The 18609-nt window shown below is 72.9% G+C and carries 18 protein-coding genes and 1 pseudogene; 9 read left to right on the top strand and 10 right to left on the bottom strand.

The features are described from left to right. Positions 1-33 precede the first annotated feature (33 nt). The 7 genes from ACZ6JS_RS32630 to ACZ6JS_RS32600 form a co-directional block, all read right to left on the bottom strand. A complete protein-coding gene (locus ACZ6JS_RS32630) occupies positions 34-1599 on the bottom strand; it encodes a hypothetical protein (RefSeq protein WP_469303357.1) in 1566 nt (521 codons plus the stop codon). A gap of 130 nt (positions 1600-1729) precedes the next feature. Beyond that, positions 1730-1924: a hypothetical protein gene (locus tag ACZ6JS_RS32625; RefSeq protein ID WP_469303355.1), complete on the bottom strand. Its 195-nt coding sequence runs from the start codon at positions 1922-1924 to the stop codon at positions 1730-1732. A gap of 44 nt (positions 1925-1968) precedes the next feature. Beyond that, positions 1969-2682: an ABC transporter ATP-binding protein gene (locus ACZ6JS_RS32620; RefSeq protein WP_469303353.1), complete on the bottom strand. Its 714-nt coding sequence runs from the start codon at positions 2680-2682 to the stop codon at positions 1969-1971. Next, the gene (locus ACZ6JS_RS32615; RefSeq protein WP_469303451.1) at positions 2675-3565 is read right to left on the bottom strand and encodes an oligopeptide/dipeptide ABC transporter ATP-binding protein; all 891 of its coding nucleotides are present in this window, start codon (positions 3563-3565) and stop codon (positions 2675-2677) included. Before ACZ6JS_RS32615 ends, ACZ6JS_RS32620 begins: the two co-directional genes overlap by 8 nt. 104 nt (positions 3566-3669) lie before the next feature. After that, a complete protein-coding gene (locus tag ACZ6JS_RS32610) occupies positions 3670-4536 on the bottom strand; it encodes an ABC transporter permease (protein WP_469303352.1) in 867 nt (288 codons plus the stop codon). After that, on the bottom strand, positions 4529-5485 hold the full coding sequence (locus tag ACZ6JS_RS32605; RefSeq protein WP_469303449.1) for an ABC transporter permease: 957 nt from the start codon (positions 5483-5485) through the stop codon (positions 4529-4531). Before ACZ6JS_RS32605 ends, ACZ6JS_RS32610 begins: the two co-directional genes overlap by 8 nt. A 55-nt stretch (positions 5486-5540) precedes the next feature. After that, complete coding sequence (locus tag ACZ6JS_RS32600; RefSeq protein WP_469303350.1) at positions 5541-7139, bottom strand: ABC transporter substrate-binding protein; 1599 nt, start codon at positions 7137-7139, stop codon at positions 5541-5543. A 180-nt stretch (positions 7140-7319) separates the two neighbouring features. Here ACZ6JS_RS32600 and ACZ6JS_RS32595 point away from each other — a divergent pair, with 180 nt between their 5' ends. Next, positions 7320-8258 (top strand): fibronectin type III domain-containing protein, encoded by a 939-nt coding sequence (locus ACZ6JS_RS32595; protein WP_469303348.1) that lies wholly within the window; start codon positions 7320-7322, stop codon positions 8256-8258. Between the two features lie 63 nt (positions 8259-8321). Next, positions 8322-10421: an ATP-binding protein gene (locus tag ACZ6JS_RS32590; RefSeq protein ID WP_469303347.1), complete on the top strand. Its 2100-nt coding sequence runs from the start codon at positions 8322-8324 to the stop codon at positions 10419-10421. 152 nt (positions 10422-10573) lie between these two features. On the opposite strand, the gene ACZ6JS_RS32585 is transcribed toward ACZ6JS_RS32590, so the two are convergent. Continuing rightward, a complete protein-coding gene (locus ACZ6JS_RS32585; protein ID WP_469303346.1) occupies positions 10574-10759 on the bottom strand; it encodes a DUF5999 family protein in 186 nt (61 codons plus the stop codon). A gap of 155 nt (positions 10760-10914) precedes the next feature. Between ACZ6JS_RS32585 and ACZ6JS_RS32580 the strand changes: the two genes are divergently transcribed. After that, positions 10915-11352, top strand: coding sequence for an SRPBCC family protein (locus ACZ6JS_RS32580; RefSeq protein WP_469303345.1), 438 nt, complete (start codon positions 10915-10917; stop codon positions 11350-11352). A 74-nt stretch (positions 11353-11426) separates the two neighbouring features. Next, positions 11427-12149: an LppU/SCO3897 family protein gene (locus ACZ6JS_RS32575; RefSeq protein ID WP_469303343.1), complete on the top strand. Its 723-nt coding sequence runs from the start codon at positions 11427-11429 to the stop codon at positions 12147-12149. Between the two features lie 375 nt (positions 12150-12524). Here the strand turns inward: ACZ6JS_RS32575 and ACZ6JS_RS32570 are convergent, their stop codons facing one another. Beyond that, complete coding sequence (locus ACZ6JS_RS32570) at positions 12525-13754, bottom strand: acyl-CoA dehydrogenase family protein (protein WP_469303341.1); 1230 nt, start codon at positions 13752-13754, stop codon at positions 12525-12527. 215 nt (positions 13755-13969) lie between these two features. Between ACZ6JS_RS32570 and ACZ6JS_RS32565 the strand changes: the two genes are divergently transcribed. The 3 genes and pseudogenes from ACZ6JS_RS32565 to ACZ6JS_RS32555 all read left to right on the top strand — a co-directional run. Further along, a complete protein-coding gene (locus ACZ6JS_RS32565) occupies positions 13970-14614 on the top strand; it encodes a TetR/AcrR family transcriptional regulator (protein WP_469303340.1) in 645 nt (214 codons plus the stop codon). 177 nt (positions 14615-14791) lie between these two features. Next, on the top strand, positions 14792-15340 hold the full coding sequence (locus tag ACZ6JS_RS32560) for a hypothetical protein (protein ID WP_469303339.1): 549 nt from the start codon (positions 14792-14794) through the stop codon (positions 15338-15340). Positions 15341-15546: 206 nt separating this feature from the next. Beyond that, positions 15547-15795 (top strand): annotated as a pseudogene (locus ACZ6JS_RS32555) (DUF6357 family protein); the annotation flags it as partial. An 8-nt stretch (positions 15796-15803) separates the two neighbouring features. Here the strand turns inward: ACZ6JS_RS32555 and def are convergent. Beyond that, the gene (gene def / locus ACZ6JS_RS32550; protein ID WP_469303337.1) at positions 15804-16358 is read right to left on the bottom strand and encodes a peptide deformylase; all 555 of its coding nucleotides are present in this window, start codon (positions 16356-16358) and stop codon (positions 15804-15806) included. Positions 16359-16481: 123 nt separating this feature from the next. Here def and ACZ6JS_RS32545 point away from each other — a divergent pair, with 123 nt between their 5' ends. Next, positions 16482-17720: a MurT ligase domain-containing protein gene (locus tag ACZ6JS_RS32545; protein ID WP_030029096.1), complete on the top strand. Its 1239-nt coding sequence runs from the start codon at positions 16482-16484 to the stop codon at positions 17718-17720. A gap of 28 nt (positions 17721-17748) precedes the next feature. Beyond that, the gene (locus ACZ6JS_RS32540; protein ID WP_469303336.1) at positions 17749-18477 is read left to right on the top strand and encodes a type 1 glutamine amidotransferase; all 729 of its coding nucleotides are present in this window, start codon (positions 17749-17751) and stop codon (positions 18475-18477) included. Positions 18478-18609 lie beyond the last annotated feature (132 nt).

Here is an 18609-nt window from a genome sequence, read left to right as displayed (position 1 = left end):
CGGGCGATTCCGGAGGCCGGCGGTCCGTCGAGGTCAGCGGTCGCGGACGGCGACGATGCCGTTGAAGACTCCGACGTACGCGGTGCCGTCGGGGCCGAGGGTGATCGGCGCCCAGTTGTTGTCGTAGAGCGGGCCGGTGCCGGTCAGCTGCCGCCAGCGCCGCTCACCGGTGCGGAAGTCCACGGCCGTGAGGTACCAGCCGTCGATCCCCCAGGCGTTGGGCTCCTTCTCGTAGAAGTAGAGCAGTCCGTTCGCGGTGGAGAGCTTCGGCACCACGGACGGCGCGCGCACGGCGCTCTCCCACACCGTGTCGCAGCCGCTGCCGTCGGCGCGGACGTCGATGCGGGCCACCCCGCCCACGACGGACCTGCCCAGCAGCAGGCTGGTGGGGTTCTCGTAGCCGTAGTTGTTCTCGACGACGATGCTGTTGCCCCAGGTGATCAGGGAGTTGTCGGTGGTCGAGGCGCCGGAGCCGAAGACGGGCACCTTGCAGACCAGCCGCCGGTCCGCGGCGACGTCCGCGCCCCGCCGGTAGACGAGGACGTTCATCCGGTCGTCGGCGTTGTCGGTGATGGCGACGTAGCCGTTGCCGAAGAGGTCGGGTGTGGTGCCCGAACCCTGGTTGACGGAGCCGGGCTTGGTCCCGGTCCCGCGGTCGTAGGTCTGGCGCCACTGCACCTCGGGGGTGCCGTCGGCGGCGGCCCGGAAGCTGTACAGCGCGTGGTCGGAGACGATGGAGACACCGTCCTGGGCGACCGAGAAGGAGTTCTGGATCTCCTCGCCCTCCAGCCGCACCGAGCGGATCTGCGAGGTCGCCGGGTCCACGGTGCCGACCCGGCCCTGGCGGGTCACCCACCAGATGCGGCCCTCCCAGTCGGGCATCACGGAGGTGACGGGGTCGCAGGTGCCGCTGGGCCGCAGATTGGTCCAGGTCACGCAGTCCTGCGGGACGTGGCCGGTGAGGTCCCAGTCGTCGTCGACGGTGAACTTCCAACTGCCGTCAGGGTTCTGTGAATGCGCGAGGCGCAACACGTGCCGGCGTGAGTCGGCGAGGACGGCGCGGTCCTGGTCGTCCAGGTAGAAGTAGGCGCCGCCCGAGGTGTCCTTGAAGATCTTCGCGAAGTCGAGCGAGGTGATCGCCTCGACGGTCGAGGAGCGCTGCGGGAGCCGGTGCTCCGCGAGTGTGGCGAGCGTACGCGGCTCCAGGAGCTTGACCTTGAAGCCCGAGAAGGTGCCGCACACCGTGACGAGGCGGCCGCCCGAGTCGAAGGCGGCCGTGGCACATTCGCCGCCGAGGGCCGCGATCTTCTCGCTGGTCACCTTGAGGTTCTTGCCGAGCGGCCCCGACCAGGGCGAGGTGGCGCTGCCGGCCGCGTCGGAGTGCATGCCGCTGCGGCCGTTGGGCGCGAGGTACGGGTGCTGCGGCGGGGCCTCGCCCGGTAGCGGCGCGGCGGTCGCGGGGGCTCCCTCGTAGGGGGTGATCAGCCGGTGGCCCGGCGCCTTGGGTATCTCCTCGGCGTGGGCCGGGTGGCCGCCGTGGAGCACCGTGAAGGCGGCCACGACGGGAACCACGGCACAGTTCAGCGCCCTTCGGAACATCCTGGCTTCCTCCGTCTCGCAACCGTTCTGTTGACTTTGCGTCAGATATCACGCCGTGGCCAGACGCTGGATCGCGGTGCCGGAGGAGTCCATGCGTGCGCCGGATGATTCACGACGGCGCAACAGCCGGTCAGGGATTGAGGCTGGAGACCGCGTTCGCGGTCGCCGTCAGGCCGTCGTGAATGGTCGCCGCCATGCTGCTGCTCGCGAGGTGGAAGCCGAGGAGTACGCAGACGAGGGCGTGCGAGAACTTCAGCCCGCCGCTGCGCAGGAAAATCCACGCGAGGATGAGGAGAAGGACGACCACGGAGAGGGAAAGCACCATCGAAACCTCCTGAGTCACCGTCATGGTGGCGCAGGGCGGGGTGCTCACGGGCGAAGGACGTGTCCGCCGTACGGGTGTTGACGGTCCGTGACGGGCGGTCGGTCCTTGACGATCTCGTTCCAATGGGCGGTGCGCCCGCACCAGCGCTCCAGCAGCACCGGGTCGTGGCCCACCGCGAGCAGTCCGGCCCCTGTCTCGGCGCGGTAGTCCTCCACGACCGCGACCAGGGCGGCCGTGGTGGAGGCGTCCAGCATCGCGGTCATCTCGTCGCAGACCAGCCAGCGCGGCCGCAGCACCAAGGCCCGCGCCAGACAGGCCCGTTGCAGCTGTCCGTCGCTGACCTCGTGCGGCAGGCGGGCGAGCAGGTCCGCGCCGAGCCCCACCCGCTGCGCCAACTCGGCCACCCGCGCCGCCGCTTCGCTGCGCCGACCGGTCGCGCGGAGGGGTTCCGCGACGAGGTCGCGCAGCCGCAGGCGCGGGTCGGCGGCCAGGCGCGGCTGCTGGAAGACGACGCCGACCGCGGTGCGCAGGGCGCGCGGGGCCCGGTGGGAGAAGCCGGTCACGGCGTGGCCGTCGAGGGTGACGGTACCCCGGTCGGGCCGGTGCAGCAGGGCGGCGACGCGGGCCAGGGTGGACTTGCCGCAGCCGCTCGGCCCGAGCAGGCCGAGGGACTCCCCCGGGCGCAGGCTCAGGTGCGCGCCGCGGAACGCGGGGGCGCGGCGGTCGTAGCCGGCGGTGATGTCCTTGAGCTCAAGCATGGTGGCAGGCCACCCCTTCGGTGAGCGCGGGCCGCCGGGTACCGCAGAGCTGGTCGGCGGCCGCGCAGCGGGCGGCGAAGGCGCAGCCGGGCGGGAGCGCGCCGAGCTCCGGCGGTGCCCCCGGAATGGGGGTGAAGGCGCGGTCGGGGAGGGCGTCGAGGAGGCCCCGGGCATAGGGGTGGCGAGGCCCGGGACGGCCGAAGAAGGCGTCGGCGGGGGCGGTCTCGACGATCCGGCCCGCGTACATGACGGCGACGGTGTCGGCGATGCGCTCGGCCGCGGCCAGGTCGTGCGTGATCAGCAGCAGCGCCCGGCCGTCGGCGCGGGTGTGGGCGCGCAGCTCGTCGACGGTGCGCAGGACGAGGTCGCGGTCGAGGCCGGTGGTCGGCTCGTCGGCCAGGAGCAGCGGGGCGCCGCCCACGAGGGCGAGGGCGGTGGCCGCGCGCTGGGCGAGGCCGCCGGAGAGCTCGTGGGGGTGGCGGTCGAGGTGCGAGGCGGGGAAGGCGGCGCGCCCGGCTGCCGCCTCCGCCGCCGCGCGCAGGGCGGGCGGCCGGGTTCCGGTCAGCTCCCGGACCGTCTCCTCCAGCTGGGAGCGGATGGTGCGCACCGGGGTGAGGTGGGCGGCGGGGCTCTGCGGGACCAGTCCGACACGCCGGCCGCGCACGGTGCGGGCGAGGGTGCGCTCGTCGGCGGCGAGCAGGTCGAGGCCGTCGGCCAGCCGGGCCGATCCGGCGGTCTCGGCGTTGCCCGGGAGCAGTCCGAGGAGGGCGGAGGCGAGCACGGACTTGCCGCAGCCGCTCTCCCCGACGAGGGCGAGGCTCTCGCCGGGGGCCAGGGCGAAGGTGGCGCCGGTGACGGCCTCCACGTACCGGCCCGCGGGCATGCGGAAGCGGACGGAGAGGCCTTCGACGCGCAGGACGGGCTCGGCAGCGCCGGGTCGGGGGCCGTCGGCTCCGGGGGCGGGCGCGCAGACGCGGGGCGAGGGGGTCACAGGGTCAGCTCCGAGCGGCGGCGCGGGTTCAGGCGGTCGCGCCAGGCGCCCGCGAGGCCGGCGACCGCCAGGGTCGGGACGATCAGGAGGAGGCCGGGGAAGAGGGTGGGCCACCAGTCCCCGGCGAGCAGCGAGCCGCGCGCGCTCTGCACGAGGTTGCCCAGGCTCGCCTGGTGTGCCGGGAGTCCCAGGCCCAGGAAGGACAGGGCGGACTCGTGCCACATCGCGTGCGGGATCATCAGCACGGCGGCGAGGCCGGCCTGCGGCAGGATGCCGGGCACCAGGTGCCGTACGGCGATCCGCCACCGTGAGGCCCCGCCGGAGACGGCCGCGTCCACGTAGGGCCGGCCGCGCAGCGACAGGACCTCGGCGCGGACGATCCGGGCCGTCGAGAGCCAGTGGGTGACCGCGACCGAGGCCACGACGGGCCACACTCCCGGCCGGAACACCGCCACGACGAAGATGCCCAGCAGCAGGTGCGGGATGGAGGAGAGGATGTCCACCACCCGCATCGCGACCCGGTCGGCCCAGCCGCCGAGCGCGCCCGCGGCGGCGCCCACCGCCGTGCCGATCACGGTGGCGGCCAGGGCTGCCACCAGGCCGACGAGCAGGGAGATCCGCAGCCCGTGGACACACCGCAGCAGCAGGTCGCGTCCGACGTCGTCGGTGCCGAAGGGGTGGGCCCACGAGGGGGGTTGCAATTTCGCCGCCAGGTCGACCGCCTGCTGGTCCAGCTGCGCCAGCGGGGGCACGACCAGGACGGCCACCACGATCACCGTCATGACGGCGGCGGAGGCGCGGACCCGCAGGGTGCGCGTGGAGCGCAGGGCGCGGCCGTGCGGGCGCCAGACCTGCTCAGCCATCGAAGCCCACCCTCGGGTCGGCCAGCCCGTACAGCAGGTCGGACAGCAGGTTCCCGGCGAGCACGGCGGCGGTGGCCAGCACCGTCAGTGCCGCCAGTAGCGGGAAGTCGACCGAGGTGGCCGCCTGCACGGTCGCCGCGGCGATGCCCGGCCAGCTGAAGACGGTCTCCACCAGCAGGGCGCCCGTGATGAGTTCGGGCACCCGGGATCCGATCAGCGTCAGCATCGGAAGCATGCCGGAGCGCAGGGCGTGGCCGAGCAGGACCCTGCGCTCGGCCAGGCCGCGCGCGCGGGCGCCGCGTACGGGGTCCTCCGCGAGGGCGTCGGCCACGCCCTGGCGGACGTACAGGAAGAACCAGGGCAGCTGGGAGGCGCCCAGCACCAGGGCGGGCAGCACGAGGTGGGAGGCGACCTGCGCGAAGGTGACCGTGTCGCTGCCGACGTCGGTGAGGCCGCCCGAGGGCAGCACGCCGAGCCGCACGGAGAAGAACCAGATGGCGAGCAGCGCCAGCCAGAAGGCCGGGGCGGCCTCCAGGGTGTAGGCGAGCGCGGACACGGTGCGGTCCAGCGGGCCGCCCGTCCGGCGTGCGGCGAGCACCCCGAGCGCGGTGCCCGCGAGGACCGCCGCGGTGAAGGCGCAGCCGGCGAGCAGCGCCGACCAGCCCACCCGCTCCGCGATGACGTCGGCGACGGGCTGGCGCATGACGGCGGAGGTGCCGAGGTCGCCGGTCAGCGCCGAGGTCAGCCAGTCCCACCAGCGTGCGACCAGGGGCCGGTCGACGCCGAGGTTGGCCCGCAGCTGGTCGAGTTCGGCCTGCGAGGCGGTGAGTCCGGCGGTGCCGGCATAGGCCTTGACCGGGTCGAAGGGTGACAGCGCGGCGAGGGCGAAGACGCCGAAGGTGACGGCGAGCAGGACGGGGGCGGCGGACAGGGTCCGCCGCCCGGCCATGCGCGCCGCAGGCCTCCAGGGGAGGCGGACGGAGCGGGTGGTCACTGCGCGCGGCTCACTTCTGCTTGGGCTTCCAGGTCTCGACGTTCCACCAGGGGCCGGCGCCGAGGCCGTGGTCGTGCGGCTCAACCTGCGTGCCGAGTCCGTCCCACTTGTCGTCCACGACGTAGAGGTGGTCGATGTGGGTGAGGAAGACGTAGCCGGGGTTCTCGGCGAGCCGGCGCTGCACGGTGTCGTACGCGGCCCTGCGCACGGCCGGGTCGGCGCTGCGGCGCCCTTCGGCGAGGGCCGCGTCCACGGCGGGATCGTCGTACCGGGCCATGTTGTTGAAGCCGTCGCCGCCGAGCGAGGAGGTCAGCAGCAGGTACTGGTCGAAGTCGGGGTCGGCGGGTGAGCCGCCGCCCGCGAGGACGGCCTCGGTCTTCATCCGGGGTTCGATGACCTCCCAGGTGCCGGCCTCCGTCTTGACCTCGATGCCGGCCTTCCTGGCGTCGGAGGCGAAGGCGAGGGCGTGGTCCTGGCGGATCTTGTCGCCGGAGGTGTACCAGAGCGGGAAGGAGGCGCGGACCCCGTCCTTGCTGCGGATCCCGTCCTCGCCCGCCTTCCAGCCGGCCTCGTCGAGGATCTTGCGTGCCCGGTCGAGGTCGTGGCGGCGCTCGGTGCCGGCGGTGAACCACGGGCTGTCGGTCGGCACCGGGCCGTAGGCGGGCTTGCCCGCGCCCTCGAGCAGCTTGTCCACCATGGCCGTCCGGTCCACGGCGATGTCCAGTGCCCGGCGGACGGCGAGGTCGCCGGTGACCTGGTGGTGCGTCGGGAGGGTCACGTTGCGGTAGTCGAAGGTCCTGGCGGCATGGGTGCGCCGGGCGGTGTCCTTCGCGAAGCCCGCGGCCAGGTTGGGCGGCAGGATGGCGCCGTCCAGCTCGCCGGAGCGCAGCCGGGTGGCGCGTACGTCGTCGTCCTTGATCACGGCCATGGTGAACTTCTTGACGGCGGGCTCGCCGCCCCAGTAGCCGGGATTGGCCTTGAAGCTGAGCTTCTCGCCCTTGGACCAGCCGACGAGCACGTAGGGGCCGGTGCCGACGGGCCGTGTGGTGAAGTCGCCGCTGTTGACGTCCTGCTTGCCGGCGATGTGCTCCGGGGCGATGGGCAGCACGGTCCGCTCGGCGAAGGGCGCGTAGGGGTACTTCAGGGTGAAGACGACGGTGTCCTCGCCCTTCGCCTCGACGGCCTCGATCGCGTCCAGCTCGGTCTTGGAGGCGTTGTTCGTCCCTGCGGCGAGGATCGTCCGGTAGGTGAAGACGACGTCCTTGGCGGAGAAGGGCGCGCCGTCGCTGAACTTCACACCCCGGCGCAGTGCGAAGGAGTAGGTGCGCCCGTCCGCGGAGACCTCCGGGAGGGCCTCGGCCAGGGCGGGCTTCAGCTTCATGTCCGCGTCGTGTGTGAGCAGACCGTCGAAGATCTTGGAGTTGCCGTCCTTGCCGTAGCCGAGCAGCGGGCTGAGGCTGTCCGGCTCGGTGGCTATGCCGACCACGACCGAGTCCGCGGCGGCCGCGCCGCCGGCCCCGCTTCCGGGGGTGGAGCAGGCCGCCACGCCCGTGATGAGTGCGGCGGCCAGTGCCGCCCTGGCCGCTCCCCGTACTGTCCGGGCCGTCATGCTCTGCACATCCCTGTTCGCGTACATCCGTTGTTGCAAAGAGCTGGCAATAATGCCAGAGGTGATCAGAAGTCGACGAATCGGGTCACATCACCGGTCGGCGGCGCACAGGTCTTGTCGCCCCAGCGCCTCCCGTGCCATATATGTCTAGACCTTTACGGAAGCCGAGGAAGGCACCCCGTGCGACGCAGCGCCCCCACGCTCGCCCTCTTCCTGACCCTCACCGCCTGCACCGCGCCCGACACCGCGCCGCCGTCCGCCCCCACCGGACTCACCGCCCAGGCCGCCAGCGCCACCTCCGTGCACGTCATGTGGAACCCGGCCGCGGCCCGGGACGGGGTGACGCGCTACCAGGTGTTCGAGGGCGAACGCCCGGTACGGGAACTCCCGGCCGAGAGGACCATGGTGGACATCACCGGCCTCGCCCCGCAGACCGCCTACTCCTTCACCGTGCGGGCACGGGACTCCGCCGGGAACGTCTCCGGGGCCGCTCCGGCCGCACGCGTGACCACCCCCGCGGCCAGGACGGAGGACCGGACGGCGCCCTCCGCCCCCGCCACCACCACCGGCAGCGCGACCGGACCCCGCTCCGCCCGGGTGTCGTGGACCCCCTCGACGGACGACACGGGCGTCACGGCGTACGACGTCCACCAGGGCGGCGTACGCATCCACACCGCCGGTCCCGGCGACAGCACGACAACCCTGACCGGACTCCGGCCCGACACCGTCTACACCTTCACGGTCCGGGCCCGCGACGGCGCCGACAACTCCTCCCCCGACGGCCCGGCCGTGGACGTGAGCACGCCGCCCGTCTCCGGTGACGGGCCGGGCACCGCCCCCGCCGATCTCACGGCGACCGCCTCACCGGGCGCCGTCACCCTCGCCTGGACCGCCCCCGACACCGGCCGGCCGACCGCCGAGTACGAGCTGTACATCAACGGACGGCCCACGACCGTCATCCAGTTCGGTGCGGGCGCGGTGCCCGCCGGCCGGGTGGAACACCGCCTCACGGTGGCCGAACCCACCGGCACCGAGTGGGCCGTGAAGGTGCGGGCCAGGCTCCCCGACGGCAACTGGGGGGCCTTCTCGGCGGAACGGCGGATCGTGCTCGTCGCGTGATCCGGGGTACCGGATCCGGCCTTAACGGCACGGTGGGATAAGAAGATCACGCACAATACTCCCGTGTTCGGTGAGTACTCGGTCAATGACAATCAGCCAGAATCCGCGGACGGCGTCCCCGAGCCGGGGGCCGGGACACCACCGGGAAACCTGCCGCCGGAGCCCGCGAGCTTCATCGGCAGGCAGCGCGAACTGCGCCTCCTCGGCCGGCTGTTGCGCGAGCGGCGACTGATCACCTTGACCGGGGTGGGAGGCGTCGGCAAGTCCCGGCTCGCCCTGCGGGCGGCGGCCGACGCACGCCAGGCCCGGCGCGACGGCGTCTGGTGGGTCGAGCTGTCACCGCTGCGCGATCCCGCCCTGCTGACCGCGACCGTCGCGCACGCCGTCGGCCTCGCCGACCACTCCGCGCGCCCGCTCGACGAGGAGCTGTGCGCGTGGATGGCGGACAGGGAGCTGCTGCTCGTCCTGGACACCTGCGAGCACCTGGTCCCCGGATGCCGGCACCTGGCGGGCGAACTCCTGCAGTCCGCACCCGGGTTGACCATCCTGATCACCTCCCGGGAACCCCTGCGCAGCGCGATCGAGGAGGTCGTGGAGGTCCGCCCGCTGCCCTGCGAGGGTCCCGACAACGACGCCCTGGCCCTCTTCCGCGCCCGCGCCCTCGCCGCGACCCCGCGCGCCGCGGCCGTCTTCGCCGACGCGGAGCGGACCGCGGTGGCCGCCGAGGTGTGCCGGCGCCTGGACGGGATCCCGCTCGCCCTGGAACTCGCCGGCGCCCGGCTGAGGTTGTGGACGGTCGAGCAGATGGCGGAACGGATCGGCGAGCGCTTCGAGATGCTCTCGGACGTCCGCGTCCCGCGGCCGCTCCGGCACCAGACGATGCGGACCACGATCGGCTGGAGCCACGAGCTGTGCGAGCCGCTGGAACGGCTGCTGTGGGCCCGGCTCTCGGTGTTCACCGGCGACTTCGACATCGCAGCCGCACGCGCGGTGTGCGCGGGCGGACCGCTGCCCGCCGCCCGGGTGGAGCGCGTGCTGTCCGGTCTCGCCGCCAAGTCCGTGGTCCTGCGAAGCGAGGAACGCGGTGCCGGCGCCCGCTACCGGCTGCTGGACACGATCCGCGAGTACGGGCACGACTGGCTGGGCGAGCTCGGCGAGACGCACCTGGTCACCGATCGGCACGCCCACTGGTACGCGGCGCTCTCGCAGGCCGCCGACCGGGGCTGGATGGGTCCGGGGCAGGTGGACTGGTACCGCAGGATCACCGCCGAGCACGCGCAGCTGCGCACCGCTCTGGAACACCTGCTCACCGCCGACCCCGCGGCTGCGCTGGAGATGGCCGGCGCCCTGTGGTTCTACTGGTTCGCGTGCGGGCACGTGCACGAGGGCCGGGCCTTCCTGGAACGGGCGCTGCGGATCGCCCCGCGCACGGGGGTCGCCTACAACCAGGCCCTGTGGTCCCTCGGGCTCACGATGGTGCTCCAGGGCGACATGGACGAAGCCCGGCGCGTCGGCGAGCAGTGTGCACGGGACGCCGCCCATCTCGCCGACCCGGAACGGGAGCTGCGCGCCGCCTACCTGCACGCCGCGTCGGTCCTGATGCCGGGCGACCCGGTACGGGCCCTGGAGCTGGCCGGACCGCGGGCGCGGGCAGCCCACGGCGGGCGTACCACCGGACCCGGCTGGCTGCTGTGCAAGCTGTCCACCAGCTACTCGCTGTGCGCCCTGGGGCGCTTCGAGGACGCTACCGAGGAGGCGCGGTCGCTGCGGGAGGCGTGCGCGGAGCTGGGCGAGCGCTGGATGCGGGCGTACGCGGACTACGTCCTGGCGGTGGCCGCGCTGGGCATGGGCGACCACGGGGAGGCCGCACGCCACGTCCGGGCCATGCTCTCCGGGAAGCGGCTCCTCGGCGACCGGCTGGGCATCGCGCTGGGCCTGGACCTGCTGGCCGCGGCCGTGGCGGGGCTGGGCGACGGAGAACTCGCGGCCCGCCTGCTGGGCACCGGACACGCGTGGTGGCGGACCGTGGGCCGGCCGCAGATGGGTTCGCCCTCGCTGACGGCCGTACGGAACCAGGGCGAACGGCAGGCGCGGGCGGCGATCGGGGACGCGGCCTTCGAGGCGGCGTTCCACGGCGGAGCGGCGGCGGCGCCCACGGGCTGAATCCAGCCCGCGGACGGCGCGCTGTGCCACCGCATCGGGGCTCCCGTCAGTACGGGAGGGGTCTGCCCGACGGTGTGCGCAGGTCCAGGTCTCGGGGGGCGGGCTTGGGGACGGGCTTTCGGACCAGCTGCTGGCGCATGCTGCCTCCTCGCTCAGACCAGGGCCGGGCGGCGGGGTTCGACCGCGCGGCTGTCGGGGAGCAGTTCACCGGTGTCGTCGAAGACCACGACTCCGTTGCAGAGCAGACTCCATCCCTGTTCGGGATGAGAGGCCACGATGCGGGCGGCGTCGTGGTCGGCGCTGTCGGCGGCTGGGCAGGGGGGCTGGTGGGAGCACATGGCGCACCTCCTCGCGATGTGGGGCGGGAGGGCCGGTGGTCACCCGGTCGAATCCGCGATCCACGGTGGCGGCGAGTATTACTGATCGCCACCCCCGGACGGAACCCATATTCGCCGTCCAGTTCACGGTGTGTATGCCCGATTACCATGCGCTCATGCCCGTTATCCGGATCATTCACCGCACGTCCGCGACGGCCGCCGAGGCGTGGTCCAGGCTCACGGACTGGGAGCGCCACGGAGCGCAGGTCCCCCTCACGCGGACGATCATCGAGACAGCGCCCCCGACGCACGCGGGAACGATCTTCACGGCCCGCACGGGTGTGGGCAGGATCACATTCGACGACCGGATGGAGGTCGTCGTCTGGCGGCCTCCGGCGGCGGACTCGGCGGGGCTCGTCCGCCTGGAGAAGCGCGGCCGGGCGGTGACGGGCTGGGCGGAGATCGAGGTCCGCCCCCTTTCCGCGGGCGGTGCGGAGGTCCACTGGCGCGAGGACCTGCGCCTGCGCGGGCTCCCCCGCGTCCTGGACCCCGCGGTGGCTGCGGCCGGCCGGCTCCTCTTCGGCCGCGCCATCGGCCGACTGCTGGCCCGCTGAGGGCGCGAACAGGGCATCCCCTTAGGGTGCCGTGATCACCGCACTGGTGACCACGCACGAAAGAGGAGAGATCCGTGGCCACTCCGCCACCGCGGCAACAGGGCCCCGGCCCGTACGGCGGCCCCGTGTTCACGGGCCCGCAGCAGCCGTACGGCGCGTACGGCGCCCACCCGCAGCCCGGCCGCTACGGCTGCACCGTGTGCGGGGCCTGGCCGGCCGCGCCCGCCACCGTACGGGGCCACCAGGGCCTGGTCGTGCTGATGCGGTTCCTGAGCCGCCGGGGCCCGTTCTGCCGGGACTGCGGGCTCGCCACCTACCGCGACATGTCGTCCGACACCCTGTGGCAGGGCTGGTGGAGCCCGCTGTCCGTCATCGCGGCGCCGGTGACCCTGCTCATGAACCTGGGCCCGCGGGCGGCCTTCCGCCGACTCGCTCCGCCGTCCGGCGGCTTCCGTCCGGCCCTCGACCCGGGCCGGCCGCTGTGGCGCCGTGTGCCGGTGCTGCTCGTCCTCGTGCCGATCGCGCTCGTGGTCCTCGCGATCCCCACGCTCGTCGTCCTGGGCCTGCTGGTCGGCGACGGCGAACCGACGAGGCTGAGCGTCGGCCAGTGCGTGCGCGACGTGGCCGAGGGATCCGGTCAGACGCTCCTCGTGGAGCCCTGCGGCTCACCCGACGCGGAGTACCGCGTCACCCGCCACCTCGGGCCCGGTACCACCTGCGCGGACGGCGAGCTCTACGCCTACCCCGAGTACGGCCCCGGTGGTACGACCACGAGCTGCCTCGCCCGAGTCCGCTGAGGCCTGGCCGCGCGCCGGGCCGCGGGTCCAGCGCGTCCGCGGCCCTGCTGAACGGTCCGGCCCCGCGCCGGCGGACCCACCGCACCCGCCGGGAGCGGGGCGGCACTCCGGAGCCCCGGACGGGCCCCCGGGGGCGCCGCCGGCAGGGCGCGGAGCGCGCCGACGGCCTCCGCCGGAGGCCGCACCTAGCCCCGCGCCCGGCCGACCGCGCCTACGGCCGCGCCGGCACCCGCGTCCGCAGCCCGGCGGGAGACCCGCTCCCGGCACCGAGCCGGCCTCGCGGGCCGCGGAGCCGACGACCGGAGCGGGCGCCCGGAGCGGGCGCCCGCCCGCGGACGACCGGCAAGCGGGACCGCAGGCGCCCGACCCTCCGCCCTAGCGGATCGGCATGCCGGAGATCGTGCGCGCGATCACCAGCCGCTGGATCTCGCTGGTGCCCTCGAAGATCGTGTAGATCGCGCTGTCCCGGTGCATGCGTTCGACCGGGTACTCGCGGGTGTAGCCGTTGCCGCCGAGGATCTGCACGGCCTGGGCGGTGACCTTCTTGGAGACCTCGCTCGCGAAGAGCTTGGACATCGAGCCCTCGGCCGATTCGAACGGACGGCCCGCGGCCGCCATCCACGAAGCCCGCCACACCAGCAGCCGGGCGGCGTCGATCTGCGTGCGCATGTCGGCGAGCTGGAAGGCCACGCCCTGGTTGTCGATGATCGGGCGGCCGAACTGCGTGCGGGTCCTCGCGTAGTCGAGGGCGACCTCGTACGCGGCGCGCGCGGTGCCCACGGCCATCGCACCGACGGCAGGCCGGGAGGCCTCGAAGGTGGCCATGGCCGCGTTCTTGACCCGCTCGCCTCCGCCGCTGCGGGCGCGCTCGCGGGCGCGGGCGAGGCGCTCGTCCAGCTTCTCCTTGCCGCCGAGCAGGCAGTTGCCGGGGATCCGTACGTCCTCCAGGACCACCTCGGCGGTGTGGGAGGCGCGGATGCCGTGCTTCTTGAACTTCTGCCCCTGGGACAGCCCGGGCGTGCCCGGCGGCACGATGAAGGACGCGTGCCCCTTGGTACCGAGCTCCGGGTCGACGACGGCGACGACGATGTGGACGTTGGCGATACCGCCGTTGGTGGCCCAGGTCTTGGTGCCGTTGAGCAGCCACTCGTCCTTGGCCTGGTCGTAGACCGCGCGGGTGCGCATCGAGCCGACGTCCGAGCCGGCGTCGGGCTCGGAGGAGCAGAAGGCGGCGACCTTCACCTCGTCGGGGGTGCCGTACATCTGGGGGATCCAGGTACCGATCTGCTCCTCGGTGCCGTTGGCCACGACTCCGATCGCCGCGAGCCCGGTGCCGACGATGGACAGCGCGATGCCGGCGTCGCCCCAGAAGAGCTCCTCCATGGCCATCGGGATGCCGAGTCCGGTCGGGTCGAAGAACTGCTGGGCGTAGAAGTCCAGGGAGTAGATGCCGACCTTGGCGGCCTCCTGGATGACGGGCCACGGAGTCTCTTCGCGCTCGTCCCATTCCGCGGCGGCGGGTCGCATCACATCGGCCGCGAAGCCGTGGATCCAGTCCCGCACCTGCTTCTGGTCGTCGTTCAGCTCCATGGTGAACTCCGCCATGTTCCCTCCACCTGTCCGCACTGGTCGCTCCGGAAGTTACTAGCGGTAACCTACGGGAGGGCCACAGTATGTTACCGACGAGTAAGCACTGTCAAGCACGATCGATGCCCCCCGCCGGCCCTCGGTCCGTGTCCGCCGATTCGATCGCCGGGGTGCCACGGGTGTTACGTTGCGTGTGCGTCAGGCACATCGCAAGGGCGGGGAGAGAACACGTCATGGAGACCACGCAGCAGACCGGTGAACCGGGAGCGGCCGAACGCCGCCGGCGGGAGCTGCTCGAAGCCGCCGACCGGGTCGTGCTCAGGGACGGCCCCAAGGCCTCCATGAACGCCATCGCGGCCGAGGCCGGCATCACCAAGCCCATCCTCTACCGGCACTTCGGGGACAAGGCGGGCCTCTACCAGGCCCTCGCCGTCCGGCACACCGATGCCCTGCTCGACTCGCTCCGGGCCGCGCTCGACGCCCCCGCGGAGCGCCGGCTACGGGTGGAGGCGACCCTCGACACCTATCTGGCCGCCATCGAGGCCCGCCCGCAGGTGTACCGCTTCCTGATGCACCCCGCGGAGGATTCCCACACCGCCGAACGGGGATTCGACGTCGGCCTGCACTCGGCGCCGCTGCTGCGCAGGCTCGGTGAGGAACTGGCCCAGGTGATCAGCGAGCGGGTGGACCTCGGCCCCGGCGGGGAGCAGCTGGCCCGGGTCTGGGGCCACGGCATCGTCGGCATGATGCACGCGGCCGGCGACTGGTGGCTGGGCGAACGCCCCTGCGACCGCGCGGACCTGGTCGCGGGCCTCACCGACCTCCTCTGGGGCCGCCTTGCCACAGCCGGCAACCGCAAGGACGGCCCGGGCTTCTGACGAACCCGGCCCCTCGGCCCCCATCGGTGTCGAAGCCGCCGGCTCACGCTCAGCCTCACCGGCGGTTCGCGGCGCGGAGTGAGGGGCGGTGCCCCCGGAAACCCGGCCCGCGGGGCACCGGGCTCCGCCCGGCACCTCCCCGGCCACCACCGCGCCCCACGTGAACGAAGGACGACCATGGCCCGGCCCTATGACCCCGGACCCAAGCAGTTCGTCTTCGCCGTCGGCGACGGCGACGGCGACGACCATCGGGTCGCCGTGGGCGATCCTCAGGAAGCCTATGTGGCGTTCTCTGCGTTCTTCCGGAACCGGGGCTCCGGCACTTGCACCATCAGTGACGAGTCGGCGGGGCAGAGTCTGGTACTCATGCCCGGCCGGGGCGTGATCGCCCGGGTCAAGGGCGCGGGCCGACCCCGATCGGAGTACCTCCGGGTCGACCGGGGCAATCGCTACCTTCCGAGCGCGATGCTGTTCTTCGAGAACGGATATGCGGGCCTCGACCACTTCGGCCAGTGGTTCTCCGACCTCGCCGACCTTGACGCGCCGCCGGAGACTCGCGGCGCCGCCCGCGCCGCGGCGTTCACGACGGAAGCAGCGGCGATCGAAGAGGTCGCCCGGATCTGGGGGGCTTCAGGAATCGTGGACCCGAGCGACCAGTACTACGTCTTCTTCGACTCACACGACGCCGACGACGACCGGGCCGAACATCCGAACTGCTCAAGCTGATCGAGTTTCTCGGTATCGCACGAGTCGACGCCCCGGCCGGGGCTGCCGGCGGCGAAGTCTGGGTGCGTACCGACCCACGGCTTGCCGCCGAATGCGCACGGTGGTCGTGAACAGGTGCGGGATGGGGGCGCGACATCCCCGCGGCGCTCGCCCCGCGCCTGAGCGCCCCCGTCCGGCCGGTGCTGTTCCGGAAAGGCCCTGAGCCCGTGAGGGAGATCGTGTTCACCCGCAGCAGCGGATGGATCCCGAACGTGATCAGCGAGGACGGCGAGCTCAAGCTGATGCTCGGCGCCGGAGCCGACGCCAACCACGAGCCTCGTACGCTCACGTTCCCCATCGAGGAAGCCCACCTCATGGTGATCCGGCAGGATCTCCCCAGACACCTGCTGCTGTGGAGCGCGGTCCTCCCCCTGCGCGACGCCGCCGGAACCGCGGGCCACCGACTGGATGCGGAGGAGACGGCCTAGCGGCGCGGCGCGCCGCGGCCCCATGGGGCCTTGCGGATCGCCCGCCGCAGGCGGCGGGCCCGCATCCCCGTCACGCGGTCCGCGTACACGGTCCCCTCGAGGTGGTCGCACTCGTGCTGGAGGCAGCGCGCGAAGAAGCCCGTACCGGAGATCCGCACGGGAGCCCCGTCCGAGGTGACCCCCTCCACGACGGCGTGGTCGAAGCGGGCCGTGCCCGCCTCCAGCCCCGGCAGGGACAGGCAGCCCTCGGGCCCGAGGAACTCGTCCCCTTCGGCCGTCACCAGACGCGGGTTGACGACGTGCCCCACGTGCCGTACGTCTTCGTCATCGGGACAGTCGTAGACGAACACCCGCTGGGCGACACCGATCTGGTTCGCGGCGAGGCCCACCCCCTCGGCGGCGTACATCGTCGCGAACATGTCCTCGATCAGCCGGTCGAGGGCCGGGCCGAATTCGGTGACCTCCGGGCAGGGCGAGTGGAGCACCGGATCACCCAGCAGGCTCATGGTGCGGACGAGACCGGTGGTACCGGGGATCAGGCGCTGTCGCATGGCGCCAAGCCTACGACGGGCGACTATATGAGGAGATCCGCAGCGGTGCGGGGGCGCCGCGGTCAAGGCTGCAGCAGGTACTGGATAGGCTGGGGCCGACCGACGCTAGGAGGACAAGGGACGATGGCAGGCAACACGGAGCCGCTTTCGCCGCGGGCCAAGCTGGCCGTGACGGCGGGCAAGGCCGCGGCGGCGGTGTCGCGGGCCGCGGGACGCGGAAGCGGATCGGTGATCGGTGGCAAGGTCGCACTCAGGCTCGACCCCGATCTTCTCGGCGCGCTGGCGCAACACCTCGACGTCGTCCTCGTCTCCGCGACGAACGGCAAGACCACGACGACCCGGCTGATCGCCGAGGCCCTTCGCGCCAGCGGGCCGGTCGTCTCCAACGCCCTCGGCGCCAACATGCCGGCGGGCATCACCTCGGCGCTCGCCGGCGGATCGGACGCCAAGTACGGCGTCATCGAGGTCGACGAGAAGTACCTGGCCGGCGTGGCCCGGGACGTCACCCCCAAGGTGATCGCCCTGCTCAACCTCTCCCGCGACCAGTTGGACCGCGCCGCCGAGACCCGCATGCTCGCGGAGAAGTGGCGTGAGGGCCTCCAGGGGTCCAAGGCGGTCATCGTGGCCAACTGCGACGACCCGCTGATCGTCTGGTCCGCCTCCTCCTCCCAGAACGTCGTGTGGGTCGCGGCCGGCCAGGAGTGGAAGGACGACGCCTGGTCGTGCCCCTCCTGCGGCGGCGTCATGCAGCGCCCGGGCGACGACTGGTTCTGCGGCGAGTGCGGCTTCCGCCGTCCGACCCCGACCTGGGTGCTCTCCGGCGACCACGTGCTGGACCCGCACGGCTCGGCCTGGCCGATCCACCTCCAGCTGCCCGGCCGCGCCAACAAGGCCAACGCCGCCACCTCGGCCGCCGTGGCCGCCGTCTTCGGCGTCCCGCCGCAGGTCGCGCTGGAGCGGATGTACCAGGTGCAGGCCGTCGCCGGCCGCTACGACGTCGTCAACTTCCAGGGCCGCGAACTGCGCCTGCTGCTCGCGAAGAACCCTGCGGGCTGGCTCGAAACGTTTTCGCTGATCGACCCGCCGCCGACCCCGGTGATCCTCTCCGTGAACGCGCGCGGCGCCGACGGGACCGACACCTCCTGGCTGTGGGACGTCGACTACCCGCGCCTGGCCGGCCACCCGATCTTCGTGATCGGCGACCGCAAGCTGGACCTCGCGGTCCGCCTGGAGGTCGCGGGCCTGGACTTCCGGGTGTGCGAGACGCTCGACGAGGCCGTGCAGCTCGCGCCGCCCGGGCAGATCGAGCTGATCGCCAACTACACCGCCTTCCAGGACGTGCGCCGCCGCGTCGGCAACTAGTACTCATACCCCCAGAGGACACAAGAGCATGAGCGACAACAGCCTGCGTCTGGTGTGGGTCTACCCCGACCTGCTCAGCACGTACGGAGACCAGGGCAACGCTCTCGTCGTGGAGCGCCGGGCCCGCCAGCGCGGCCTGGACGTGCAGCGCGTGGACGTACGCAGCGACCAGCCCATCCCCACCTCGGGTGACATCTACCTGATCGGCGGCGGCGAGGACCGTCCGCAGCGCCTGGCGGCGGAGCGGCTGCTGCGCGACGGCGGCCTGGAGCGCGCCGTCTCGAACGGGGCGATCGTCTTCTCCGTCTGCGCCGGTTACCAGATCCTCGGCAAGGAGTTCGTCAACGACCAGGGCCGGCGCCAGGAGGGCCTCGGCCTGCTGGACGTCGTCACCCTGCGCGGTGAGGGCGACCGGTGTGTCGGCGACGTCCTCGCCGACATCGACCCGCGCCTGGGCCTGCCGCAGCTGACCGGCTTCGAGAACCACCAGGGCGTCACCCACCTCGGCCCGACGGCCAGGCCGTTCGCCCGGGTGACCATGGGCCGCGGCAACGGCACCGGCGACGGCACCGAAGGCGCGTACAACGACACGGTGTTCGGCACCTACATGCACGGCCCCGTGATGGCGCGCAACCCGCAGATCGCGGACCTGCTGCTGAAGCTGGCCCTCGACGTGAACGCGCTGCCGGCCATAGACGACCGGTGGTACGAGGCGCTGCGCGCGGAGCGCATCGCGGCCGCGACGCAGCCCGCCTAGCACCCGCGCGAACCGCTCATCAGGGCGCCCCCCGCATCATGTGTTCGGCCCGGTTTTCCCTAGGGGGAACCGGGCCGACGTCGTTTTGCACGACGATCACGACCAGCATGTGGAGGATGGTTCAGGGCACTG

Source organism: Streptomyces sp. NPDC046349, assembly GCF_055587885.1.
The sequence above is the reverse complement of the archived record's forward strand: the minus strand, read 5'-3'. Positions and strand labels throughout refer to the sequence as shown.

Bases quoted from the DNA above. Each gene is read 5' to 3' on its own strand.
- ACZ6JS_RS32630 (WP_469303357.1), bottom strand. From the start codon at position 1,599: ATGTTCCGAAGGGCGCTGAACTGTGCCGTGGTTCCCGTCGTGGCCGCC.
- ACZ6JS_RS32625 (WP_469303355.1), bottom strand. From the start codon at position 1,924: ATGGTGCTTTCCCTCTCCGTGGTCGTCCTTCTCCTCATCCTCGCGTGG.
- ACZ6JS_RS32620 (WP_469303353.1), bottom strand. From the start codon at position 2,682: ATGCTTGAGCTCAAGGACATCACCGCCGGCTACGACCGCCGCGCCCCC.
- ACZ6JS_RS32615 (WP_469303451.1), bottom strand. From the start codon at position 3,565: ATGCCCGCGGGCCGGTACGTGGAGGCCGTCACCGGCGCCACCTTCGCC.
- ACZ6JS_RS32610 (WP_469303352.1), bottom strand. From the start codon at position 4,536: ATGGCTGAGCAGGTCTGGCGCCCGCACGGCCGCGCCCTGCGCTCCACG.
- ACZ6JS_RS32605 (WP_469303449.1), bottom strand. From the start codon at position 5,485: ATGGCCGGGCGGCGGACCCTGTCCGCCGCCCCCGTCCTGCTCGCCGTC.
- ACZ6JS_RS32600 (WP_469303350.1), bottom strand. From the start codon at position 7,139: ATGACGGCCCGGACAGTACGGGGAGCGGCCAGGGCGGCACTGGCCGCC.
- ACZ6JS_RS32585 (WP_469303346.1), bottom strand. From the start codon at position 10,759: ATGTGCTCCCACCAGCCCCCCTGCCCAGCCGCCGACAGCGCCGACCAC.
- ACZ6JS_RS32580 (WP_469303345.1), top strand. From the start codon at position 10,915: ATGCCCGTTATCCGGATCATTCACCGCACGTCCGCGACGGCCGCCGAG.
- ACZ6JS_RS32570 (WP_469303341.1), bottom strand. From the start codon at position 13,754: ATGGCGGAGTTCACCATGGAGCTGAACGACGACCAGAAGCAGGTGCGG.
- ACZ6JS_RS32565 (WP_469303340.1), top strand. From the start codon at position 13,970: ATGGAGACCACGCAGCAGACCGGTGAACCGGGAGCGGCCGAACGCCGC.
- ACZ6JS_RS32560 (WP_469303339.1), top strand. From the start codon at position 14,792: ATGGCCCGGCCCTATGACCCCGGACCCAAGCAGTTCGTCTTCGCCGTC.
- def (WP_469303337.1), bottom strand. From the start codon at position 16,358: ATGCGACAGCGCCTGATCCCCGGTACCACCGGTCTCGTCCGCACCATG.
- ACZ6JS_RS32545 (WP_030029096.1), top strand. From the start codon at position 16,482: ATGGCAGGCAACACGGAGCCGCTTTCGCCGCGGGCCAAGCTGGCCGTG.
- ACZ6JS_RS32540 (WP_469303336.1), top strand. From the start codon at position 17,749: ATGAGCGACAACAGCCTGCGTCTGGTGTGGGTCTACCCCGACCTGCTC.